At 40.0% G+C, this 18,636-nt stretch carries 19 protein-coding genes and 1 riboswitch; of the genes, 12 read left to right on the plus strand and 7 right to left on the minus strand.

The window, feature by feature from the left end:
* Positions 1–4: 4 nt before the first annotated feature.
* Positions 5–1,021: a glycerophosphodiester phosphodiesterase gene (locus tag HWQ43_RS08075; RefSeq protein WP_292732003.1), complete on the minus strand. Its 1,017-nt coding sequence runs from the start codon at positions 1,019–1,021 to the stop codon at positions 5–7.
* A gap of 490 nt (positions 1,022–1,511) precedes the next feature.
* On the opposite strand from HWQ43_RS08075, the gene ovoA reads away from it, so the two are divergent.
* From ovoA to HWQ43_RS08090, 3 genes are all read left to right on the plus strand, one after another.
* Complete coding sequence (ovoA, locus tag HWQ43_RS08080; protein ID WP_292732005.1) at positions 1,512–2,849, plus strand: 5-histidylcysteine sulfoxide synthase; 1,338 nt, start codon at positions 1,512–1,514, stop codon at positions 2,847–2,849.
* 38 nt (positions 2,850–2,887) lie between these two features.
* On the plus strand, positions 2,888–3,739 hold the full coding sequence (locus HWQ43_RS08085; RefSeq protein WP_292732007.1) for a sterol desaturase family protein: 852 nt from the start codon (positions 2,888–2,890) through the stop codon (positions 3,737–3,739).
* Between the two features lie 144 nt (positions 3,740–3,883).
* Positions 3,884–4,051: a hypothetical protein gene (locus HWQ43_RS08090; RefSeq protein WP_292732009.1), complete on the plus strand. Its 168-nt coding sequence runs from the start codon at positions 3,884–3,886 to the stop codon at positions 4,049–4,051.
* Between the two features lie 32 nt (positions 4,052–4,083).
* Here the strand turns inward: HWQ43_RS08090 and ilvC are convergent, their stop codons facing one another.
* On the minus strand, positions 4,084–5,079 hold the full coding sequence (gene ilvC / locus HWQ43_RS08095) for a ketol-acid reductoisomerase (RefSeq protein ID WP_292732010.1): 996 nt from the start codon (positions 5,077–5,079) through the stop codon (positions 4,084–4,086).
* 234 nt (positions 5,080–5,313) lie between these two features.
* On the opposite strand from ilvC, the gene HWQ43_RS08100 reads away from it, so the two are divergent.
* The 4 genes from HWQ43_RS08100 (at position 5,314) to HWQ43_RS08115 (ending at position 9,628) form a co-directional block, all read left to right on the plus strand.
* Positions 5,314–6,234, plus strand: coding sequence for a DUF4349 domain-containing protein (locus tag HWQ43_RS08100; RefSeq protein ID WP_292732011.1), 921 nt, complete (start codon positions 5,314–5,316; stop codon positions 6,232–6,234).
* 233 nt (positions 6,235–6,467) lie between these two features.
* A complete protein-coding gene (locus HWQ43_RS08105) occupies positions 6,468–7,805 on the plus strand; it encodes an NAD(P)/FAD-dependent oxidoreductase (RefSeq protein WP_292732012.1) in 1,338 nt (445 codons plus the stop codon).
* A gap of 153 nt (positions 7,806–7,958) precedes the next feature.
* Entirely contained in the window at positions 7,959–9,194 is a 1,236-nt protein-coding gene (locus HWQ43_RS08110) for an LL-diaminopimelate aminotransferase (RefSeq protein ID WP_292732013.1), read from the plus strand.
* A 113-nt stretch (positions 9,195–9,307) separates the two neighbouring features.
* The gene (locus tag HWQ43_RS08115; protein ID WP_292732014.1) at positions 9,308–9,628 is read left to right on the plus strand and encodes a Uma2 family endonuclease; all 321 of its coding nucleotides are present in this window, start codon (positions 9,308–9,310) and stop codon (positions 9,626–9,628) included.
* Positions 9,629–9,699: 71 nt separating this feature from the next.
* On the opposite strand, the gene HWQ43_RS08120 is transcribed toward HWQ43_RS08115, so the two are convergent.
* The 4 genes from HWQ43_RS08120 to HWQ43_RS08135 form a co-directional block, all read right to left on the minus strand.
* The gene (locus tag HWQ43_RS08120; RefSeq protein WP_292732015.1) at positions 9,700–10,107 is read right to left on the minus strand and encodes a type II toxin-antitoxin system VapC family toxin; all 408 of its coding nucleotides are present in this window, start codon (positions 10,105–10,107) and stop codon (positions 9,700–9,702) included.
* The gene (locus HWQ43_RS08125) at positions 10,104–10,364 is read right to left on the minus strand and encodes a hypothetical protein (RefSeq protein ID WP_292732016.1); all 261 of its coding nucleotides are present in this window, start codon (positions 10,362–10,364) and stop codon (positions 10,104–10,106) included. The genes HWQ43_RS08120 and HWQ43_RS08125 overlap by 4 nt, the downstream gene beginning before the upstream one ends.
* A 62-nt stretch (positions 10,365–10,426) precedes the next feature.
* The gene (locus HWQ43_RS08130) at positions 10,427–10,723 is read right to left on the minus strand and encodes a hypothetical protein (RefSeq protein WP_292732017.1); all 297 of its coding nucleotides are present in this window, start codon (positions 10,721–10,723) and stop codon (positions 10,427–10,429) included.
* Positions 10,724–10,804: 81 nt separating this feature from the next.
* Complete coding sequence (locus HWQ43_RS08135; protein ID WP_292732018.1) at positions 10,805–12,121, minus strand: voltage-gated chloride channel family protein; 1,317 nt, start codon at positions 12,119–12,121, stop codon at positions 10,805–10,807.
* 95 nt (positions 12,122–12,216) lie between these two features.
* Positions 12,217–12,301: riboswitch (Fluoride riboswitch) on the minus strand.
* 92 nt (positions 12,302–12,393) lie between these two features.
* Here HWQ43_RS08135 and HWQ43_RS08140 point away from each other — a divergent pair.
* Entirely contained in the window at positions 12,394–14,469 is a 2,076-nt protein-coding gene (locus HWQ43_RS08140) for a TrkA family potassium uptake protein (protein ID WP_292732019.1), read from the plus strand.
* Between the two features lie 35 nt (positions 14,470–14,504).
* Here HWQ43_RS08140 and HWQ43_RS08145 read toward each other — a convergent pair whose 3' ends face one another.
* A complete protein-coding gene (locus HWQ43_RS08145) occupies positions 14,505–14,711 on the minus strand; it encodes a hypothetical protein (RefSeq protein ID WP_292732020.1) in 207 nt (68 codons plus the stop codon).
* A 133-nt stretch (positions 14,712–14,844) separates the two neighbouring features.
* On the opposite strand from HWQ43_RS08145, the gene HWQ43_RS08150 reads away from it, so the two are divergent.
* The 4 genes from HWQ43_RS08150 to HWQ43_RS08165 all read left to right on the plus strand — a co-directional run bounded on the left by HWQ43_RS08150 (position 14,845) and on the right by HWQ43_RS08165 (position 18,586).
* Positions 14,845–15,396, plus strand: a complete 552-nt coding sequence (locus HWQ43_RS08150; RefSeq protein WP_292732021.1) for a Chromate resistance protein ChrB — start codon at positions 14,845–14,847, stop codon at positions 15,394–15,396.
* Positions 15,397–15,667: 271 nt separating this feature from the next.
* Positions 15,668–16,537: a zinc metalloprotease HtpX gene (locus HWQ43_RS08155; protein WP_292732022.1), complete on the plus strand. Its 870-nt coding sequence runs from the start codon at positions 15,668–15,670 to the stop codon at positions 16,535–16,537.
* A 116-nt stretch (positions 16,538–16,653) separates the two neighbouring features.
* Positions 16,654–17,058, plus strand: coding sequence for a hypothetical protein (locus HWQ43_RS08160; protein WP_292732023.1), 405 nt, complete (start codon positions 16,654–16,656; stop codon positions 17,056–17,058).
* 199 nt (positions 17,059–17,257) lie between these two features.
* Positions 17,258–18,586 carry a chloride channel protein gene (locus tag HWQ43_RS08165; RefSeq protein WP_292732024.1) on the plus strand — a complete coding sequence of 443 codons (1,329 nt, stop codon included), beginning with the start codon at positions 17,258–17,260 and terminating at the stop codon, positions 18,584–18,586.
* Positions 18,587–18,636 lie beyond the last annotated feature (50 nt).

Consider the following 18,636-nt stretch of genomic DNA (forward strand, 5'->3'; position numbering starts at 1 on the left):
CAAATTACCACTGAAGAGTAGAGTGGCAAGCTGCCGTATCTGGGTAGTCGCTAAATACGCCATCAACACCTAAGCTGAAAAATAGTTCATATTCACCTTGGGGATTTCCTTGAAAATCCAGTGGCAAAAAACAGTCTTCATTACGGAAAGTCCAGACATGAACCAGCAAACCAGCTGCATGAGCATCTATGACTAAAGATGTAGGCGATAGCAATTTACCATTGCTATCTCTCGGAACCAGTAAATTTTTATGAATTCCAATCGCTTTTGCATATTTGGCAATTTCTTTTAAGCCTGATGCAGTAACTAAATCTGCATAAGTGCGTTCGCAGCCACTAACGACAAAATCATAAGGTTTACCACTGTTATTCAGCAATTGCACTAGAGGTAAATCAGTCTTTGTAGATAAATCTTGTAAATTACCTACTTCAAAAGACTGAATAAAAACAGGTGCGTTAGCCCCCTGATAACCGTTGGCTGTTAAAGTTGCAAGTAGGGGTGCTTCTAGGGCTAACCCAATAGATTGAAAGTAAGTTGGGTGCTTAATTTCTGGGTAAATACCAATCGTCCGATTAATTTCGTCACTTTTAACCTTGACTAAATCGATGATTTCTTGCAGTGTGGGAATTTCTAAGAGTCCATCATAGGTGGTATTTTGCGATCGCACTTGGGGAATTCGCTCTTTAGCTCGTAGTGTTTTCAGTTCTGTTAGGGTAAAGTCTTCAGTAAACCAGCCAGTTTTTGATTCGCCATCAATTATTTTAGTGGTTTGAAGATGAGCAAATTCTGCATGGCTTGCAACGTCAGTGGTTTCAGATATCTGATTTTCGTGACGAGCAATTAAAATACCATCTTTGGTGGAAACTAAATCAGGTTCAATATAATCAGCCCCAAGTGCGTAGGCGTAGCCCGCCGCAGGCATCGCTAATTCATAAGCAGCTAAAGTATGTTCTGGACGATAGCCGCTAGCACCTCGGTGTGCAATGATAATTGGAGATGTTTTTTGCAAAGTTGTAGTCATTACTTTACCCACCTACACAGAAGCAAGCTAGAAGTTAAGACAAATAAAATCCTCTTGAGAAGGTTGTAATTTTTCATTGATAATAGATTCAAGAGTCTTTACCTTTAATAATACAGTTATCTTTATTCCCACTGAATTACTTATTGGCTGATAGTTTAATTATTCGACAAATATTAAATTAGCTTGGACAACTCAGCCATATTACTACACTAAATCGATAAACTTTTAGTGCTATTTAAAAAACTAATATAGAGCAATAAGTATTGCTATTAAATAATAAATCTGTCATATTTAAGAATCTTATTTCATGCCTCCTTCAATCCTATTGTGTTTAACACATCCCATAGGATTCATATTTGTTTTTTTCAAAAACTTAGTACATATCTATTTTTTTCTTCCGTTTTCCTTACCCATACAAGTAAATTCAGGAATCAAATCGGATTTCTAGATAATTAATTTGTTTCATTGTTCTCTAATAGCAATATTAACCATGAATATTCTGCAATCTGCTCAACCTCCAAAACTGGATAGTTGTAACAACCAAGTCATCCTTGATTACTTTGAGAATGCTTGGCAATTGGAAGATATATTATTGAAAAGTCTAGTTGGAGAAGAGACATTTTTTCTCAATCCTGACCCTTTGAGAAATCCTCTAATTTTTTACCTGGGACATTCGGCTATTTTCTACATCAATAAATTAATTCAGGTAGGATTATTAGAAAAACGCCTCAATCCAGAGTATGAAGTTTTGTTTGAAATTGGAGTTGATCCAGAAAAACCAGAAGAATTAAATGAAGCGATCGCTCATCTGCAATGGCCGCAAGTTGCACAAACTTGGGAGTATCGAGAACAAGCATATTCCGTAATTTCCGAACTAATTAAGACAACCCCAATTACTCTACCAATTCATCCCAATCATCCTCTTTGGGCTTTAATGATGGGTATTGAACACCAACGTATTCACATTGAAACTTCTTCGATGTTAATTCGCCAACTACCAATTGAGAGAGTGAAACGTCCTCAAAACTGGCAATATGCCCCTTTGAATGGTTACACTCCTCAGAACGAAATGATCGAAGTTGCTGGTGGGGTAGTAAAACTTGGTAAAGCCTTAGATGACTCCACTTATGGATGGGATATTGATTATGGCGATCGCACTGTTGAAGTTGCACCCTTTTTCGCCAGCAAATATCTGATTACCAATGCCGATTTTATTTATTTTGTAAAAGCTGGTGGTTACGAAAATCAAGACTATTGGGATGAAGAATCCTGGAATTGGAAAACTCGATACAATATTCAATCTCCCAAATTTTGGTTACATGAAAATGGTAGCTATAAATATCGAGCTATGTTTAATGAAATTGACTTACCCCTAGATTGGCCTGTGGAAGTCAATTATTATGAAGCAATGGCTTATTGTCGTTGGCAAGGGAAAGATACTCGCTTAATGAGTGAAGCAGAATACCATTTAGCAACTTATGGTAATAGTTTATTAAATGATGTAGAAAATTATAATCTCAATTTAAAATTTGGTTCACCTAGTCCCGTTGGGATGTTAGAAACAGCCAAAAGCTCTTCGGGATTGTATGATTTGCGGGGTAACGTTTGGGAATGGTTGACTAATAACTTAAACCCGCTTCCAGGATATCAACCTCATTTTCTCTATGAGGATAATTCTGCGATATTTTTTGATGATAAGCATCAAATGATGCTAGGAGGGTGTTGGATAACTAATGGTACAGAAGCTTTAAAATATTACCGCAACTGGTTCCGTCCTAATTTTTATCAACACGCTGGTTTTCGGATTGTTCAAGATATTAAAGATTAACAGAATATGCCTCGGCCACATACTATAAGGTTACAGAGATGCAAAAGTTTTTAAATTTCTGTTTTGAGATCGAATTTTATTTAAAGATCGCTATTAGTTGTACGATTGTTCAGCAAGTATTTTATTTGCTGTTAAACAATATTGAAATCAACTTGATAACGCAGGTGCTATTGTACTGGCTCCTTGGTTCTATCTCATTTTATAGTATTGGCATCCTCATTGAAAAAGGAATCAAAAGCAACGATGTTTTAAGAGATAAGCTGACTGCAAGAGGCAAGACAGTTAAAAATCAACCATTTCCTTCCTTTACTATCCAAGGCATCATTACAGGAGAAATTAAAGCTTTTCTGTCAGCATTAATTATTCTATATCTAGCTCCAGAGGTTGATAGAGGAAATAGTTTACTTTTAAACTTTGGATGGTTCTTGATGAGAATAGTTGCTGCTGATTTCTGTTTTTATGTTGCTCATCGCCTCTTGCACACAAGATTCTTGCAGAAAATCCATCTTAAACATCATCAGTTTCGTGACTCATCAAGTTTTGTTGCTGGACACAAGAGTTTAGTTGAATATATTATTGTTGCGATCGCTGATGTTTTACCTATTTTTATATTTGGATATGACATCACTCAACTGTGTGCATGGAGCGTTATAGGCAATGCTTACAACTTAGAAGGTCATAGTACTTTGTCAATATTTTTTATTCCATCAGATTTCCACGAGCTTCATCACACTTGCTTTAATAGAAACTATGGCATTCAGGGATTTTGGGACAGAGTATTCAACACACTAAATCCTCCTACTAAGAAGCCGGGAATTATGTTTCCTGTGAGTTTTATCGAGTCTATACTTATTAAGTCATCTATTAATAATGACACTGAAAAAGCTTAGATTAAATTAATGCAAAGTTACTTTACCTTTCAAAGCAAATGATGTTTGCTGATGCATTGAGTCAGGTAAAGAAAGAAATAATTACAGCAGTTTTTATGTATTTGAACCACAAATAAACATACATCCTTGTAGGGGCGCACAGATGTGCATTGGTATCAACTTAACGTGAAAGCCATCCTAGAACCAGCTTTTACATATTATCTCGTTCCCAGTCTCCGACTGGGAATGGCGTCCTTGGGGCTGCCGCCAGGAGCAGCATTTCCAGCCCAGAGGCTGGAAACAAGATTTGAAAAGGCTTTTAGCTTAAGTTGACACCAATGACAGATGTGCGCCCCTACTTTTGTTTAAGCCTTTTTCAACCAGCTAAACATAGCGCGTAAATCTTTACCAACTTCCTCAATTTTGTGTTCAGATTCTTTACGACGCATAGCGGTAAATCCCGGTTTACCAGCTTGGTTTTCGAGAACGAATTCTCGTGCAAATTGTCCAGATTGAATTTCGCTGAGAATCTTCTGCATTTCAGCTTTGGTTTGTTCGGTGACAATCCGCGGCCCACGGGTATAATCGCCATATTCAGCTGTGTTAGAAATGCTGTCGCGCATTTTGGCTAAACCACCTTCTACAACCAAGTCAACAATCAGCTTAACTTCATGCAGACATTCAAAATAAGCCAGTTCTGGTTGATAACCAGCTTCTACCAAAGTTTCAAATCCGGCTTTGATTAAAGCACTCAAACCACCGCACAATACTGCTTGTTCGCCAAATAAATCTGTTTCGGTTTCTTCGCGGAAAGTAGTTTCGAGAACACCAGCGCGAGTACCACCAATACCTTTAGCATAAGACATGGCGCGATCGCGTGCCTGACCACTGGCATCTTGATAAACTGCAAATAGCGCTGGTACACCTTCACCACTTTCATAAGTCCGCCGTACCAAATGCCCCGGCCCTTTTGGTGCTACCATCACCACATCTACATTAGCCGGTGGTACAACTTGCCCAAAGTGAATATTGAAGCCGTGGGCAAAAGCTAACACATTCCCTTCTTCTAAATTTGGTTCAATCTCGTTTTTGTAAATCGTTTTTTGAACTTCATCAGGTAACAAAATCATGATGAAATCAGCAGCATTGGCAGCATCTGCGACATTCTTCACAGTTAACCCAGCAGCTTCAGCTTTTGCTACTGACTTACTACCCGGATATAGTCCCACAATCACATTCAAACCACTATCTTTGAGATTGAGAGCGTGGGCATGACCTTGGGAACCATAGCCGATGATAGCAATAGTTTTTCCAGCCAAAAGGTCTAAATTGGCATCTTCGTCATAATACATCCGGGCCATAGAAGCATCTCCTGTCAGCAAGCATCGTCATTTATTGGCAGCTTACGATTGTACCCCAAATTGAGTAACACAGATGAACTATAAATAATTCAATTTATCTCTTTGGACTGAAGGGAGCAGAAGGCAGGAGAGCAGAGGACAAATGACAAATCTGTTACATAAATCGCAACAATCCAGGCTTTTAGTTTTTCTTCAGCAATACTGGGGTTAACTTCATCCATCTGGGGGTAGATTATGTATACTTCGACTAAATTCCCGCGTACATCTGCTTTGTTTATAAGTGCGTTATTGGGAGGGGTAATTTTCACCAGTTGCGCCTCTTCCGAACAGACAGCAAATAAGTCTGCACCTCAAATTGCAGCTAATGGCGCGGTAAATCAATTACCTGCTCGTGAAAACAGTATTTCTCAAAAGGCGGAAGCTGCACCAATAGCGCGTTCTCGTCCCCAACTCATCAAAAAGGCAGCAATCTCTTTAACTGTCAACTCTGTAGATCAGACTATTGATGCTGTTTCGCAAATTATCAATCAACAGCAAGGGGATTTAATTGGGTTGAAACAACAACAACCCAAAAACGACAACCCGCGTTACAAAGCAACAATCCAATTGCGGATACCAGAGAATCGGCTAGAACCTACTTTAGAGCAACTAGCTAAATTGGGCACTCTAGAGAGTCGTAATATCACTGCTGAAGATGTAGGCGATCGCCTAGTTGATTTCCAAGCTAGATTAACCAATTTGCAGAAAACTGAAGCCAATTTGCAAAAAATTATGGATCGGGCAGGTTCGATTACAGATGTACTTAGCGTTACTCAAGAACTGAGTAATGTCAGGCAAACCATAGAACAAATTGATGCCCAACTGAAAAACCTCAAAAATCAAGTTGCTTATTCCACTATTACGCTCAACCTAGAAGCAGCAGTTTCTAGCACCAGCCCCCAACGTGCTTTTGGTTTGCAAGTTCAGGAAACTTGGAATAACTCTACCCATTCTTTGAGTGCATTTTCCGTTGGCTTACTCAAGCTGGGTATTTGGTTAATTGTTTACAGTCCCTATTTGTTAATTTTTACTGCTCTTGTTTATGGCTTTAGCCGTTGGCGGCGAACTAATTCACCACGTTTGACACAAACACCAGAGTCAACTAGGTCTGAGTAAAGTTGCATAAATTCTACATCTACCTTTGATAAGTTTACACAGGCAAAAAGGGATTCAAATATTCCAAGCTCTTATTGTCTGTACCTTTGGCTTAAAAATTTTCTTTATCCTGTAATTTTGATTACTTTAATACTTTTTCAAATGTAAAGAGCAATACAAAATATATGATGACAATTTTGATACAAATTTGTTAAGAATAGTTACAATAGTCGGCATACACGATAATATTTCTTATGGTAAATTCACTTGACAATAATCCACCCCATAAAGTTGTAATCGTTGGTGGTGGTTTTGGTGGACTTTATGCAGCAAAAACACTCGCCAAGGCGGCAGTAAACGTTACTCTAATCGATAAACGTAACTTTCATCTATTTCAACCCCTTTTATATCAAGTCGCCACAGGTGCGCTATCTCCTGCTGATATCTCCTCACCGTTGCGTTCTGTACTCAGCAAGAGCAAGAATACGAAAGTGCTGCTGGGAGAGGTGAATAATATCGATCCAGAAGCGCAGAAAGTGATTGTGGGCGACGAAGCAATAGCTTACGATACGTTAATTGTCGCCACAGGTGCAAAGCATTCTTACTTTGGCAAAGATAACTGGGAAGAATTCGCCCCAGGCTTGAAAACAGTAGAAGATGCCATAGAAATGCGTAGCCGGATTTTTTCAGCCTTTGAAGCCGCAGAAAATGAAACCGATCCAGAAAAACGCCGTGCTTGGTTAACTTTTGTAATTGTGGGTGGTGGCCCAACAGGTGTAGAGTTAGCTGGTGCGATCGCAGAATTGGCAAATCAAACCCTCAAAGAAGATTTTCGCAACATCGACACCTCAGAAGCCAAGATTTTGCTATTAGAAGGCTTGGATCGGATTCTGCCACCTTTTGCACCAGAGTTATCACAAGAAGCAGAAGCATCCTTAACGCGGTTGGGTGTGGTTGTCCAGACAAAAACACTGGTAACGAATATTGAAAATGATACTGTTACCCTCAAACAAGGCGATGAAGTTAAAGAAATTGCCTCAAAAACGGTATTATGGGCAGCAGGTGTGAAAGCTTCGGCAATGGGAAAAGTGCTAGCAGAACACACAGGTGCTGAGTGCGATCGCGCTGGACGGATTATCGTTGAACCTGACTTGAGTATTAAGGGACATCCCAATATTTTTGTCGTTGGCGACTTAGCAAATTTTTCTCATCAAAATGGTAAACCCCTACCTGGTGTTGCACCTGTAGCCAAGCAGCAAGGTGAATATGTAGCAGCATTAGTCCAAAACAGGCTTGCAGGTAAAAATTTGCCACCCTTTGCTTATACCGATCATGGTAGTTTAGCAATGATTGGGCACAATTCTGCTGTGGTAGATTTGGGCTTTACCAAGCTGAAAGGTTTCGTTGCATGGCTGTTTTGGCTATTTATTCACATCTACTTCTTAATTGAATTTAACAACAAATTAGTAGTAATGATTCAATGGGCATGGAGCTATTTCACCCGTAATCGTGGAGCAAGATTAATTACAGGTAAAGAATCAATCACGGAGTTTGTAATTTCAGCCGATAATAAACAGCCTGTAAATGTCTAATTAGGCATTGGGCATTAGTCATTTGTCATTAGTCATTAGTCATTAGTTATTCTCCCCCTTGCCCCTTGCTCCCTTGCCTCTTCCCCACTCCCTACTCCCCGCCCTCATAAATTAGCAGTAAGCTATTTGAGGGCGTTTTTCATAATCTACATAATGGCAACTATTAACGACAACTACCTGAAACTGAAAGCGGGTTATCTGTTTCCAGAAATTGCTCGGCGGGTGAATGTCTTTGCAGAAGCGAACAGTAATGCTAAAATCATCCGGTTGGGCATTGGCGATGTTACCGAACCTTTGCCGGAGGCTTGCCGCACAGCGATGATTAAAGCTGTGGAAGAAATGGGCGATCGCAATACCTTCAAAGGCTACGGTCCTGAGCAAGGCTATGCTTGGTTAAGGGAGAAAATTGCTACTCAAGATTTCCAAGCACGAGGAGCCGATATAGATGCATCGGAAATCTTTATTTCCGATGGTTCCAAGTGCGACACAGGCAACATTCTAGAAATCTTTGGTCATGACAACATAATTGCCGTGACTGACCCCGTTTATCCCGTATATGTAGACACTAACGTTATGGTGGGAAATACGGGAGATGCCAACGATAAAGGCGAATTTGAAGGTTTAGTTTATCTACCAATTACGGCTGATAACAACTTTACAGCAGAGATTCCCTCAAAGAAAGTCGATTTAATTTATCTCTGCTTTCCCAATAACCCCACTGGCGCAACTGCCACCAAAGAATATCTCAAAGCATGGGTAGACTATGCCAAAGCTAATAACTCGATTATTTTCTTTGATGCAGCCTACGAAGCCTATATTACCGATCCGTCGCTTCCTCACTCAATTTATGAAATTGAAGGTGCAAGAGATGTTGCGATCGAATTTCGTTCTTTCTCCAAGAACGCAGGTTTTACAGGAACCCGTTGCGCGTTAACCTTAGTACCAAAGACACTCACAGCAAAAGCCGCCGATGGTTCCGATGTCGAACTATGGAAACTGTGGAATCGCCGCCAGTCTACCAAATTCAACGGGGTTTCTTACATCATCCAACGGGGAGCCGAAGCAGTTTACTCTGAAGAAGGGCAAGCGCAAATCAAAGCATTGGTGAGTTTCTATCTAGAAAACGCCAAAATTATCCGCGAAAAACTCACAGCCGCCGGATTATCAGTTTATGGAGGCGTGAATGCACCTTACGTTTGGGTAAAAACTCCTAATGGTTTATCCAGTTGGGAATTCTTTGATAAGCTGCTGCAAACCGTCAACGTTGTCGGAACCCCTGGTTCTGGCTTTGGTGCTGCGGGTGAAGGTTACTTCCGCATTTCGGCATTTAACAGCCGTGAGAATGTCGAAGAAGCGATGAAGCGGATTGCCGAGAAGTTTAAAGTGTAGAGCGATCGCTTTTGTTAAACTCAATCTATTAATCTAAAGGTTACGGTGGGTTGTATTATCCACCGCAACCTAATAGATTTTGAATTTTGAATTTTGAATTGGAGCGAAGCGACGTGACTGCTGCTATCCCCGTTTTCAAAGCTGTTAGCCAGATGCAGTTAGCACCTGGTAGCACGGTGACAATTCCTAATGTTAGCTGGGAAGAATTTGAATCTATTTTAGAAGAATTGGGACAAAAAAGAACTACACGAATTGCCTACAGCCAGGGTACTTTAGAAATTATGGCTCCTTTACCAGAACATGAAATTCCCAAAGATTTAATTTCTGATATTGTCAAAATATTGCTAAAGACTAAAGATATCAGATATCAACCTTTTGGTTCCACACCTTTAAACGGCAAGGTGTGGCATTCAGCAGATTACAGACAAGTTTAAGATGTAAGTTTGTAGGCTATCAGTTTTGGGCATAATTGGACATAATAATAGGGTTAAAATAGTATACTTATTTATCCTTTTACTTCCCAATCCTGAAGCTGTAACCCTTCCACACGGCTAAACTCATCTACATTATGAGTTACTAAAATCAGATTATTTGCCAAAGCAATTGCTGCAATTTGCAAATCATAAGGGCCGATGGGGGTTCCCAAGTTAGCCAGGTGAGAGCGGATATCGCCAAATATTTCGGCTGACTCATCATCAAATTGCAAAGAAGTAAATCTACTCAAAAACCCTCTTTGTAAAGCTAGATTACGATCTGGATTATTACTTCTTTTTGCCCCATAAAATAATTCAGCCTTAACAATAGAACAAACAACAATATCTAAATCCGACTGGTTTTCTAGCCTGCGCCGTAAATTCAGGTTTCTACCATTGAGAAAAATAATACAAGCATTCGTATCTAACAGATAAATCATTCTATTGGTTCTCGTTGTTCATACTCTCCTTGAGGATGTCTCATAATTGGATCATCTCTTAAACAGCCATAAGTTTTATCAATAAATTCATGCCATTCTAATTGCCTTAATTCTTCCTCTTTTAAAGAAGTCGGTTGTTTTTTTATGGATTTTAGTGTCATAGTGACTTCTAATTCAGTTTCTTTCATTTCTACAGGAATATCTAGATGTAATATTCCGTCTTTACCTACATAAGAACGTATTTTGATCTTTCGCATACTCTAGCTTTCTGCCATTTTATTAAATATAACAAATAACCGAGTCTGTTGTGCAATCGCGTTCATGTTATGGTTGTAAACTTAGCATTTTGGGTAAGTTTGACAGAATTACTTTCTAGCTCTGAATACATAGCAAATAATTCACTAAAAACCTCTTCCCCATTAATCTCCCCACTACTAACAAATCGTTCTACCTCAACCGAACCATCCTCAAAAAATTCCACTTCCCATCGTTCACCAGCCATCGCCACATTCACCATAATAGTCTCATCCCGATGATGGGCTAAAGTATAACTAATTCTCTCTTGTTCTAATTGATTTAGAAAGGTAACTAATTTGCCGAATCCATGATTATTCATTTGTTAAACCTCTTATTGCTTAACAACTCTCAATTATCAATTAATTACATCAAAAAATTATTTTTCATAATTACTTCTTTCTTATTCCCTATCATCAGGTAAATCAATTTTTGGTTCAACTTTTACTCGTCCATAATTAGCCAAAGTCAACCCTTCTTCTAAATATACAGTAGAGTATTTACTCAACCCAATACGCTGTGCAGAGTAAATTCCAGAATGACCTGAAAATAAATAGCTGACTACACAACCAATAGCAATAAATATTCCTGATTCCAGACCAAATAGTTCAATTCCCATTAAGGTTGATGCTATAGGTGTATTTGCTGCACCCGCAAATACACCCACAAATCCCATTCCTGCTAAGAGTGGTGCAGGTAATGCTAAAAGCAGCGATAAAGCATTACCTAAAGTAGCACCAATAAAAAATAGAGGTGTTACTTCACCTCCTTTAAAACCTGCTCCCAAAGTTAAAGCAGTCAGACCTAATTTTGCTGCAAAATCCCAAGGAGGTAGCTGAGTGAAAAAAGAATCAACAATAGTAGGGATACCAAGCCCAATGTATTTAGTTGTACCACTCAACCCAACAATTACTGCTATCATTGCACCGCCGATAAAAGGACGCATTGGAGGATAAGATATTTTTGCTTTAAATAAGTGACTAATTTGGTGAGTTACTTTCGCAAAAAATCTCGCGACAATTCCAAAAATTGCACCTGCGATAATGGCAGAAATTAATCCCCAAATTGTGAGCGTCGGTATAGAGGGAGCGTGTCGATATGCTGTATGATGTAAACCTAATAGTAAGGTGACTTGATTTCCAACGATCGCAGCAATTAAAGAAGGAAAAAGAGCGTCGTAATGAATCTTCCCAATTGCTAAAACTTCTAGACCAAATACGGTTCCAGCTAAGGGAGTACCGAAAACTGAAGCGAATCCTCCACTGATACCTGCTGTTAGCAAAATTCGCCGATTAGACCCTTTGAAATGCAATATTTTAGTTAACTGGTCTGCTAAAGAAGCACCCATTTGTAATGCTGTACCTTCACGACCGGCTGAACCCCCAAAAAAATGGGTAAGGTCTGTTCCTAGTAAAACAAGAGGAGCCATACGGAAGGGAATAATATTTTTAGGATTATGAATTTCTTCCAGTAAAAGGTTATTTCCAGCTTCTACAGTCCGCCCAAATTGATGATAAATCCAACCACTTAAGAAGCCGCCAAGGGGAAGCAAGGCGATAATCCACTGATGCGATTCTCGCCAATCAGTTGCCCATTCCAATGATGCTAAAAGAGCCGCAGAAGCTGTTCCAGCAAGAATGCCGACCACAAAGGAGATGGGCAACCACTTGATTAAGTGGGGTAAAGCAATAAATGGTTCAAACTGGCGAAAGTGTTTCATACCATGACTCCTTGAGGTGCGATTTGTAGACAGATACTTTCTACAGGGGAGTCAGGTAATGCATTTAGCCCAGCCCTACTCTCCCGCAGCTAGCAAGGAAAGTAGGAGCCATCAGCCTTCCAGAAGAGAGTTTATCGCGCTGGAAAGGCGGTTTTGGCGAGCTCCATCGCCGTTGATAGTTTAATCAAATTAATAATACCATTTTTGCTATGGCTCAATATCTTTGGTATTTTACGATATAAGTAAATAATGTGTATCATTGGCGGTATTATATGCTGCCATCATCAGAAACTAATTCTCAGCCTATTAAAGATTCTCAAACAAAACTAGATCGATTTTTAGTTTGTGGGCTAGGAAGTTTGGGTCAGCATTGTGTTGCAGTCCTGAAAGAGTATGGTGCTATTGTCAATGCTATTGATCAAGAACAACCAAAAAATTTGCAGGTATCAAATTTATCAAGTTTATTAGAACAGTTATTAATCGGAGATTGCCGTCAAAGCAGTGTTTTAGAACAAGCAAATATTAGTGAGTGCAGAACTGTACTTTTAGTCACTGGTAATGAGCGGGTAAATATAGAAGCTGCCTTTGCTGCAAGGCTTTTAAATCCTCAAGTTCGCCTGGTTGTACGTTCTAATAAACAAAATCTCAATGAACTTTTAAGTCAAACTCTTGGTAATTTTATTGCCTTTGAGCCAAATCAAATTTCTGCTTCTGGCTTTGCTGTTGCAGCACTTGGAGATGATAATCTCGGATATTTCCAACTGGAGGAACGCCAATTTCGGGTAGTAAAGCGTCAGGTTAAAATGAGTGATAACTGGGGTAATAAATGGCGTATACATGAACTGAATACCTTATCTCGTCGGGTATTAAATCACGCTAATGATTCATCTCCCTTGTCTAAAGAATTTCATCAGTGGGAACCAGAAGCGACGTTACACCCAGGTGATACGATTATTTATATCGAAGTCACAGAGCAACTTAAAAGTTTGAAACAACTTGCTACTGTGCGTAAGTACAACTGGCAGCAGCTATGGCAAGAGATTGTATTAGGCAGAGCTTGGAATAATTTCAAACAGAAAATAGCAGATATCTCGCGAACATTCTATCGTTATCAAAGTTTACGGGTGGCAATTATCTGTGGAGTTACAGTACTTTTTCTTTGGTGTTTTGGAACAATTATCTATATCTTAAATTATCCTGGAAGTAACATAATAGAAGCCTTTTATGCTACTGTTGTCTTGCTTTTAGGAGGATACGGAGATATATTTGGCGGTGTAAATTTTAAAACGCCACCAGAGCCAGCGGCGAATATGCCAGGGTGGTTGCGATTGTTTAGCCTCGCACTAACTTTAACAGGTATAGCTTTTGTTGGGGTTTTATATGCGTTGCTAACTGATGCTTTGTTAAGTTCAAGGTTTAAATTTTTCAATAGTTACCAGCCATCAATCCCCCAAAAAGACCATGTTGTACTGATTGGATTAAATCGTGTCGGTCAGCGAGTCGCGGCTTTATTACAAGAGTTTAAGCAACCTTTGGTAGGTATTAGCAGCACAGCACTCAATGCCGATTTTCTCAACAAAATACCACTGATTATTGATAATATTGCCGATGCTCTAGGCAAAGTGAATCTCGCTAATAGTAAAAGTGTCATTGTCGTTACAGACGATGATATGGAGAATCTGGAAATAGCTTTGATGGCATACGCTAAGAGTCCGACAACTCGTGTGATTATTCGGACTTACGACCAATACTTTCGTGATAACGTCGCACGATTGTTTCCTTATGCCCAAGTTATTTGCACCTCTGCAATTTCAGCAGAAGTATTTGCTGCTGCGGCTTTTGGAGAAAATATTCTCAGCTTGTTTAACTTCGATACTCAAACTATTTTGGTAGTAGAGTACATGATTGAAGCTGGAGATACACTAAATGGATTACTATTAGCTGAGGTTGCTTATGGTTATGGAGTTGTACCAATTCTATACCAAAACCTCAAGCGATCGCCTGTTAAGTTAATGCCTTCTGATCATACACAACTTGCTGTTGGCGATCGCCTGATTGTTCTGGCAAATAGCAATAGCCTTCAGCGGATTGAGCGAGGTGAAATGTTTCCTCGAACTTGGCAGGTGCAAATCGAAAAAGTTTTAGCCCAAGATGCTATTTTTGATGGTGCAAATGAAATAAGTATAATATCAGGATGTAGCATCGGCACTGCTAGAGAGTTGATGCATAATTTGCCTGGACAGCTACCAGTAGCATTATATAAACAACAAGCTTTGTTACTGGTACGAAGGCTTAGTAAATTAAGAGTTACAGCCCGATTGAAATCATTTGTTGAGGATACAGATTAAAATAACTCGTAATTCGTAATTCAATAGTACTTATACTAATTCTGTATACTGAGCTGTTCTATAATTCTTGAGAACCAATAAGTAATTTCTGCATCACTGAAGGTAGTCAATCGGGCAATTTCCCTCACCATCTGATAAGCTTTCTCGCCTTGAGGATGTTGAGCCAAGCCAGCATGATTTAGTAAAACAGTTTTCAAGTCCCCTGAATATGTAGGTAAGTGACAATCCTCCTGAGGTTGCATCCTTTGGATAATGGGACTCCAGTCAATGCTGCCAACTTTATAGTTCAGATTGATAATGTTTTTAATGCAATAGATGTTTCATAAACTCAGACAGCAATATTAAATCGAATGCAACACTTGTTACAATAACTATATGGATAGAAAATCTTGGAATCTATTGGTGTACAAAGTACCTGCACAACCTTCAACGCAACGGGTGTATGTTTGGCGTAAACTTAAGGGATTGGGCGCACTTTACTTACAGCAGTCGGTGTGTTTGCTACCACAGCGAGAAGACTTGCAGAGCTATTTAAAAGAATTGAAAGCAGACATTACAGCAGGTGGCGGTGAAGCAGATTTATTCACTATTGGGATTGACGAACCTGAGCAAAACGTTATGCTGGTAGAGCGTTTCCAACAGCAGGCAGACCAAGAATATCAAGAGTTTTTGGGGCAATGTCAAGATTTGCATAACGAATTGAGCGAGGAACGGAAAATAAGTAACCTCACTTTTGCAGAACTGGAAGAGAATGAGGCGGAACTAACGAAACTGCGTTCTTGGTTGCCAAAAATTCGCGATCGCGATTTGTTTGATACCCCAAAATACTCACAAGCTACTGAAGCTTTGAAGGCGTGCGAATTAGATTTTCAGCTATTTTCCCAACAAATATATCAAGCACAAGGAATAGACTCAGAACCTGTATAAGTAACTGGATATTAACTAATGGCGTAGGCATAGGTAAACCTCAGTATCGCCCTTGTAATTTCTATCTAAATAAACAATTTATTCCTATAGATGGATGCGTTTTTAGTATTTATAGATATTAATTCTATGACTAAAACTTAAGTAGGAAAACCGTACTTATCTGATAGGTTTTCTGTACCATATATCTAAATTGAGCTAGATAAAATCAAAATGTAGCTGAAGTAATGCTGTTTTCTCAAACATTTACACAGCATTAGCAGGAGAGCAAAATATGACAAATCAATTGAAAACGGCTGCAATGCTTGCTGCGCTAAGTGGTCTTTTGATTGCAATTAGTTACTGGGTAATTGGTGGTTCTAGCGGCTTGATTATCGGGATTGGCTTGGCAGCAGTTACAAACCTGTTTTCCTGGTATCAATCAGATAAAATTGCCTTAGCAGTATACCAGGCGCAACCTGTGAGTGAAAGGGAAGCACCAGGACTTTATCGGATGGTGCAGAGATTGAGCGATCGCGCTAACATTCCTATGCCTAAAGTTTACATTGTTCCCAGCCAAGGTGCTAACGCTTTCGCTACAGGTCGCGATCCAGAACACGCTGCTGTGGCTGTCACTGAAGGTATTCTAAATATATTGCCAGACGATGAACTTGAAGGTGTTATCGCCCACGAGCTAACCCATATTATTAATCGTGACACGTTGACACAAGCCGTTGCTGCAACTGTGGCTGGTGCGATCTCATTCCTAGCCCAAATGGTTAGTTACAGCCTATGGTTTGGTGGTGGTTCGCGAGATGACAATAGAGGTGGAAATCCAATAGGAGTTTTATTAACAGTCATGCTTGCGCCGGTGGCTGCAACAATCATTCAGCTAGCAATTTCGCGCACACGAGAATTTTCTGCTGATGCAGGTTCTGCGAGATTAACTGGTAATTCCCGCGCCTTAGCTAGGGCATTGCAACGCTTAGAAGCTTCAGCAAAGCAAATGCCTTTAAATGCTAATCCAGCTTATGAGCCGTTATTAATTATCAATTCCATTTCTGGACAGTTTCTGGGTAACTTATTCTCCAGTCACCCTGCTACAGAAATGCGAGTTGCTGCATTACTAAAATTAGAGCAAAAATTGCCAACAAAAGCTTATTAATTTGTCATTAGTCATTTGTAATTTGTTCTTTGTGAAATAAATAATGACTAATGACTATTAGAACGGGGTGCAATTTTTATTGGAGAGTAAACTTTGCAATTAAGGATGTTTTAAGTATGAATTCTAACAATATCGAATCTACTGAATCCATAGTAATTGTAAAAATAAATTCTGAAACCGACAAATTAGTGGACACCGAAATGGCTGGTGAAACTGATGAGGTGAAGCGCGAAACCAAAGCGTTAATTGAGGCGTTAAAAAGACGCGCTCAAGCTGAGGCTGATTCAGCAGGTACTCTCACCCGTGAAACCTATTTGAAAGTTGTGCGCCAAGCACGGGAATTAATTGAAGGAAGGAAACTGATGCAACGCGATCGCTTAGAAAACTCTTGGGCGGTAATTCAGGATGAAGCCGAGAGAAACTGGCACTTATTGATGAAAGATGTCGTGGACTTCAGTTTTCGTGTGCAAAAGGCGGCTATTGCTGCTTGGGAAACTTTCAATAATCCTTACTCTCGTTAAAGAGGGTGCGATGCCTAGGTTGGGCTACGCCTACGCAGATAAATATTTTAGGGGCGTACAGATAGATGTACGCCCCTTTTTATGGGCCGTCAAAAATATCGCTCTTTGTAGACCAAAAATGATTCACTAAACTAAATAGCCTTTTCCATAAAAAGCGTAAATATTCAGTACTCTAGGTTTCACAAATAGGAAATAAGCAGTGTTACCAAACAAGCCTCCCTCCAACAATCAAACTCAACGCTGGACATTTGCTCAACTTTTTGGACTGGTAAAGCGTAATCCCCTAATGATTTCGCAGTGGACGATTCGCTGGGTAGTTGTGGGGACTGCTGGTGGTCTATTTGCAGCCTTGTACTGGAATATTCTAGAGTTTTTAACTCACAGACTCCAGCCATTTGAGGGTTTTAGCCTGCTGATAGTGATGCCACTTAGCGGTTTAGTTATCGGTCTGGTGATTCATTTTTTGGGAAATCCCGGTGAAATCGCTGTGATTGTTGATAATATTCATTTTCGTGGCGGACGCCTAGATGTTCGCAAAAATCCTTCAATGATTCTTGCTTCTCTAGTCAGCATCTCAGCAGGCGGTAGTGCTGGTCCAGAAGCACCACTCGTACAGGTAACAGGTTCTTTTGGTACTTGGATTGCCGATCGCTTAAAACTCCAAGGTGAAGACCTCAGAACCATGAGTTTAGCAGCAATGGCGGCTGGCTTCACTGCGTTGTTTGGCGCACCTCTTGGCGGTGCAATGTTCGCTTTGGAGATTTTGCACCACGAGCATATTGTGGAATATTACGAAGCCTTAATGCCAGCCATTGTTTCGAGTTGCGCTAGCTATCTGGTGTTTGCAGCAATTACACATTTGGGTATTGCCCCCACTTGGCATTTTCCTCAGTATCACTTAGAAAGGATTGATGATTTTGCGATCGCGATCGCGTTTGGAATTATCGGAGCGGTGGCGGGATGGATTTTTATGGGCATTTTTCGCGGCTGCGATGCCTTTTGGCAAGCTGTTTCACGTCTGGGCGCACCAACTCCTGTTCCCATATATGTACGCACAACACTAGCAGGAGTGGGACTTGGCAGTTTAGCAGTTTTATTACCCCTCACACGTTATTTTGGACATGAAGAGTTAGATTCAGTCCTGACTGCTAACTTTAGTGCTGTTTTTCTCTTAACTCTAGCTCTTGGGAAAATGGCTGCCATTAGCATTACGGTAACAGGTGGGTGGCGCGGTGGATTTATCATTCCCCTATTTTTCACTGGTGCTTGCATTGGTAAAGCAGTAGCAGTCTTAATCCCGGGACTCGATCCAGCCCTTGCCATGATTTGTACAATGGCGGCTGTCAACGCAGCCGTAACCCGCACACCTATAAGTACGACTTTGCTATTGTCAAAACTGACTAATTTGAGTCCCTTTACCCCAATCCTTTTTGCCAGTTTGATTGGATTTTTTCTTGCCCCTAAAGTTCCTCTGATTGCATCTCAACTCAAATCCCCGAGAGAAGCTACGGATCAAACAAGCGGCTGAGTTAGCTGCCCAGGCATAAAAAAGCAATATATGATAGAATTGTATCAAAT

The organism is Nostoc sp. JL31 (assembly GCF_017114965.1).
In the GTDB taxonomy this organism is placed as follows: Bacteria; Cyanobacteriota; Cyanobacteriia; order Cyanobacteriales; family Nostocaceae; genus Nostoc; species Nostoc punctiforme_A.

Coding starts and splice junctions, on each gene's coding strand:
- HWQ43_RS08075 (WP_292732003.1), bottom strand. CDS start 1,021: ATGACTACAACTTTGCAAAAAACATCTCCAATTATCATTGCACACCGA.
- ovoA (WP_292732005.1), top strand. CDS start 1,512: ATGAATATTCTGCAATCTGCTCAACCTCCAAAACTGGATAGTTGTAAC.
- HWQ43_RS08085 (WP_292732007.1), top strand. CDS start 2,888: ATGCAAAAGTTTTTAAATTTCTGTTTTGAGATCGAATTTTATTTAAAG.
- ilvC (WP_292732010.1), bottom strand. CDS start 5,079: ATGGCCCGGATGTATTATGACGAAGATGCCAATTTAGACCTTTTGGCT.
- HWQ43_RS08100 (WP_292732011.1), top strand. CDS start 5,314: ATGTATACTTCGACTAAATTCCCGCGTACATCTGCTTTGTTTATAAGT.
- HWQ43_RS08105 (WP_292732012.1), top strand. CDS start 6,468: ATGGTAAATTCACTTGACAATAATCCACCCCATAAAGTTGTAATCGTT.
- HWQ43_RS08110 (WP_292732013.1), top strand. CDS start 7,959: ATGGCAACTATTAACGACAACTACCTGAAACTGAAAGCGGGTTATCTG.
- HWQ43_RS08120 (WP_292732015.1), bottom strand. CDS start 10,107: ATGATTTATCTGTTAGATACGAATGCTTGTATTATTTTTCTCAATGGT.
- HWQ43_RS08125 (WP_292732016.1), bottom strand. CDS start 10,364: ATGCGAAAGATCAAAATACGTTCTTATGTAGGTAAAGACGGAATATTA.
- HWQ43_RS08130 (WP_292732017.1), bottom strand. CDS start 10,723: ATGAATAATCATGGATTCGGCAAATTAGTTACCTTTCTAAATCAATTA.
- HWQ43_RS08135 (WP_292732018.1), bottom strand. CDS start 12,121: ATGAAACACTTTCGCCAGTTTGAACCATTTATTGCTTTACCCCACTTA.
- HWQ43_RS08140 (WP_292732019.1), top strand. CDS start 12,394: ATGCTGCCATCATCAGAAACTAATTCTCAGCCTATTAAAGATTCTCAA.
- HWQ43_RS08145 (WP_292732020.1), bottom strand. CDS start 14,711: ATGCAACCTCAGGAGGATTGTCACTTACCTACATATTCAGGGGACTTG.
- HWQ43_RS08150 (WP_292732021.1), top strand. CDS start 14,845: ATGGATAGAAAATCTTGGAATCTATTGGTGTACAAAGTACCTGCACAA.
- HWQ43_RS08155 (WP_292732022.1), top strand. CDS start 15,668: ATGACAAATCAATTGAAAACGGCTGCAATGCTTGCTGCGCTAAGTGGT.
- HWQ43_RS08160 (WP_292732023.1), top strand. CDS start 16,654: ATGAATTCTAACAATATCGAATCTACTGAATCCATAGTAATTGTAAAA.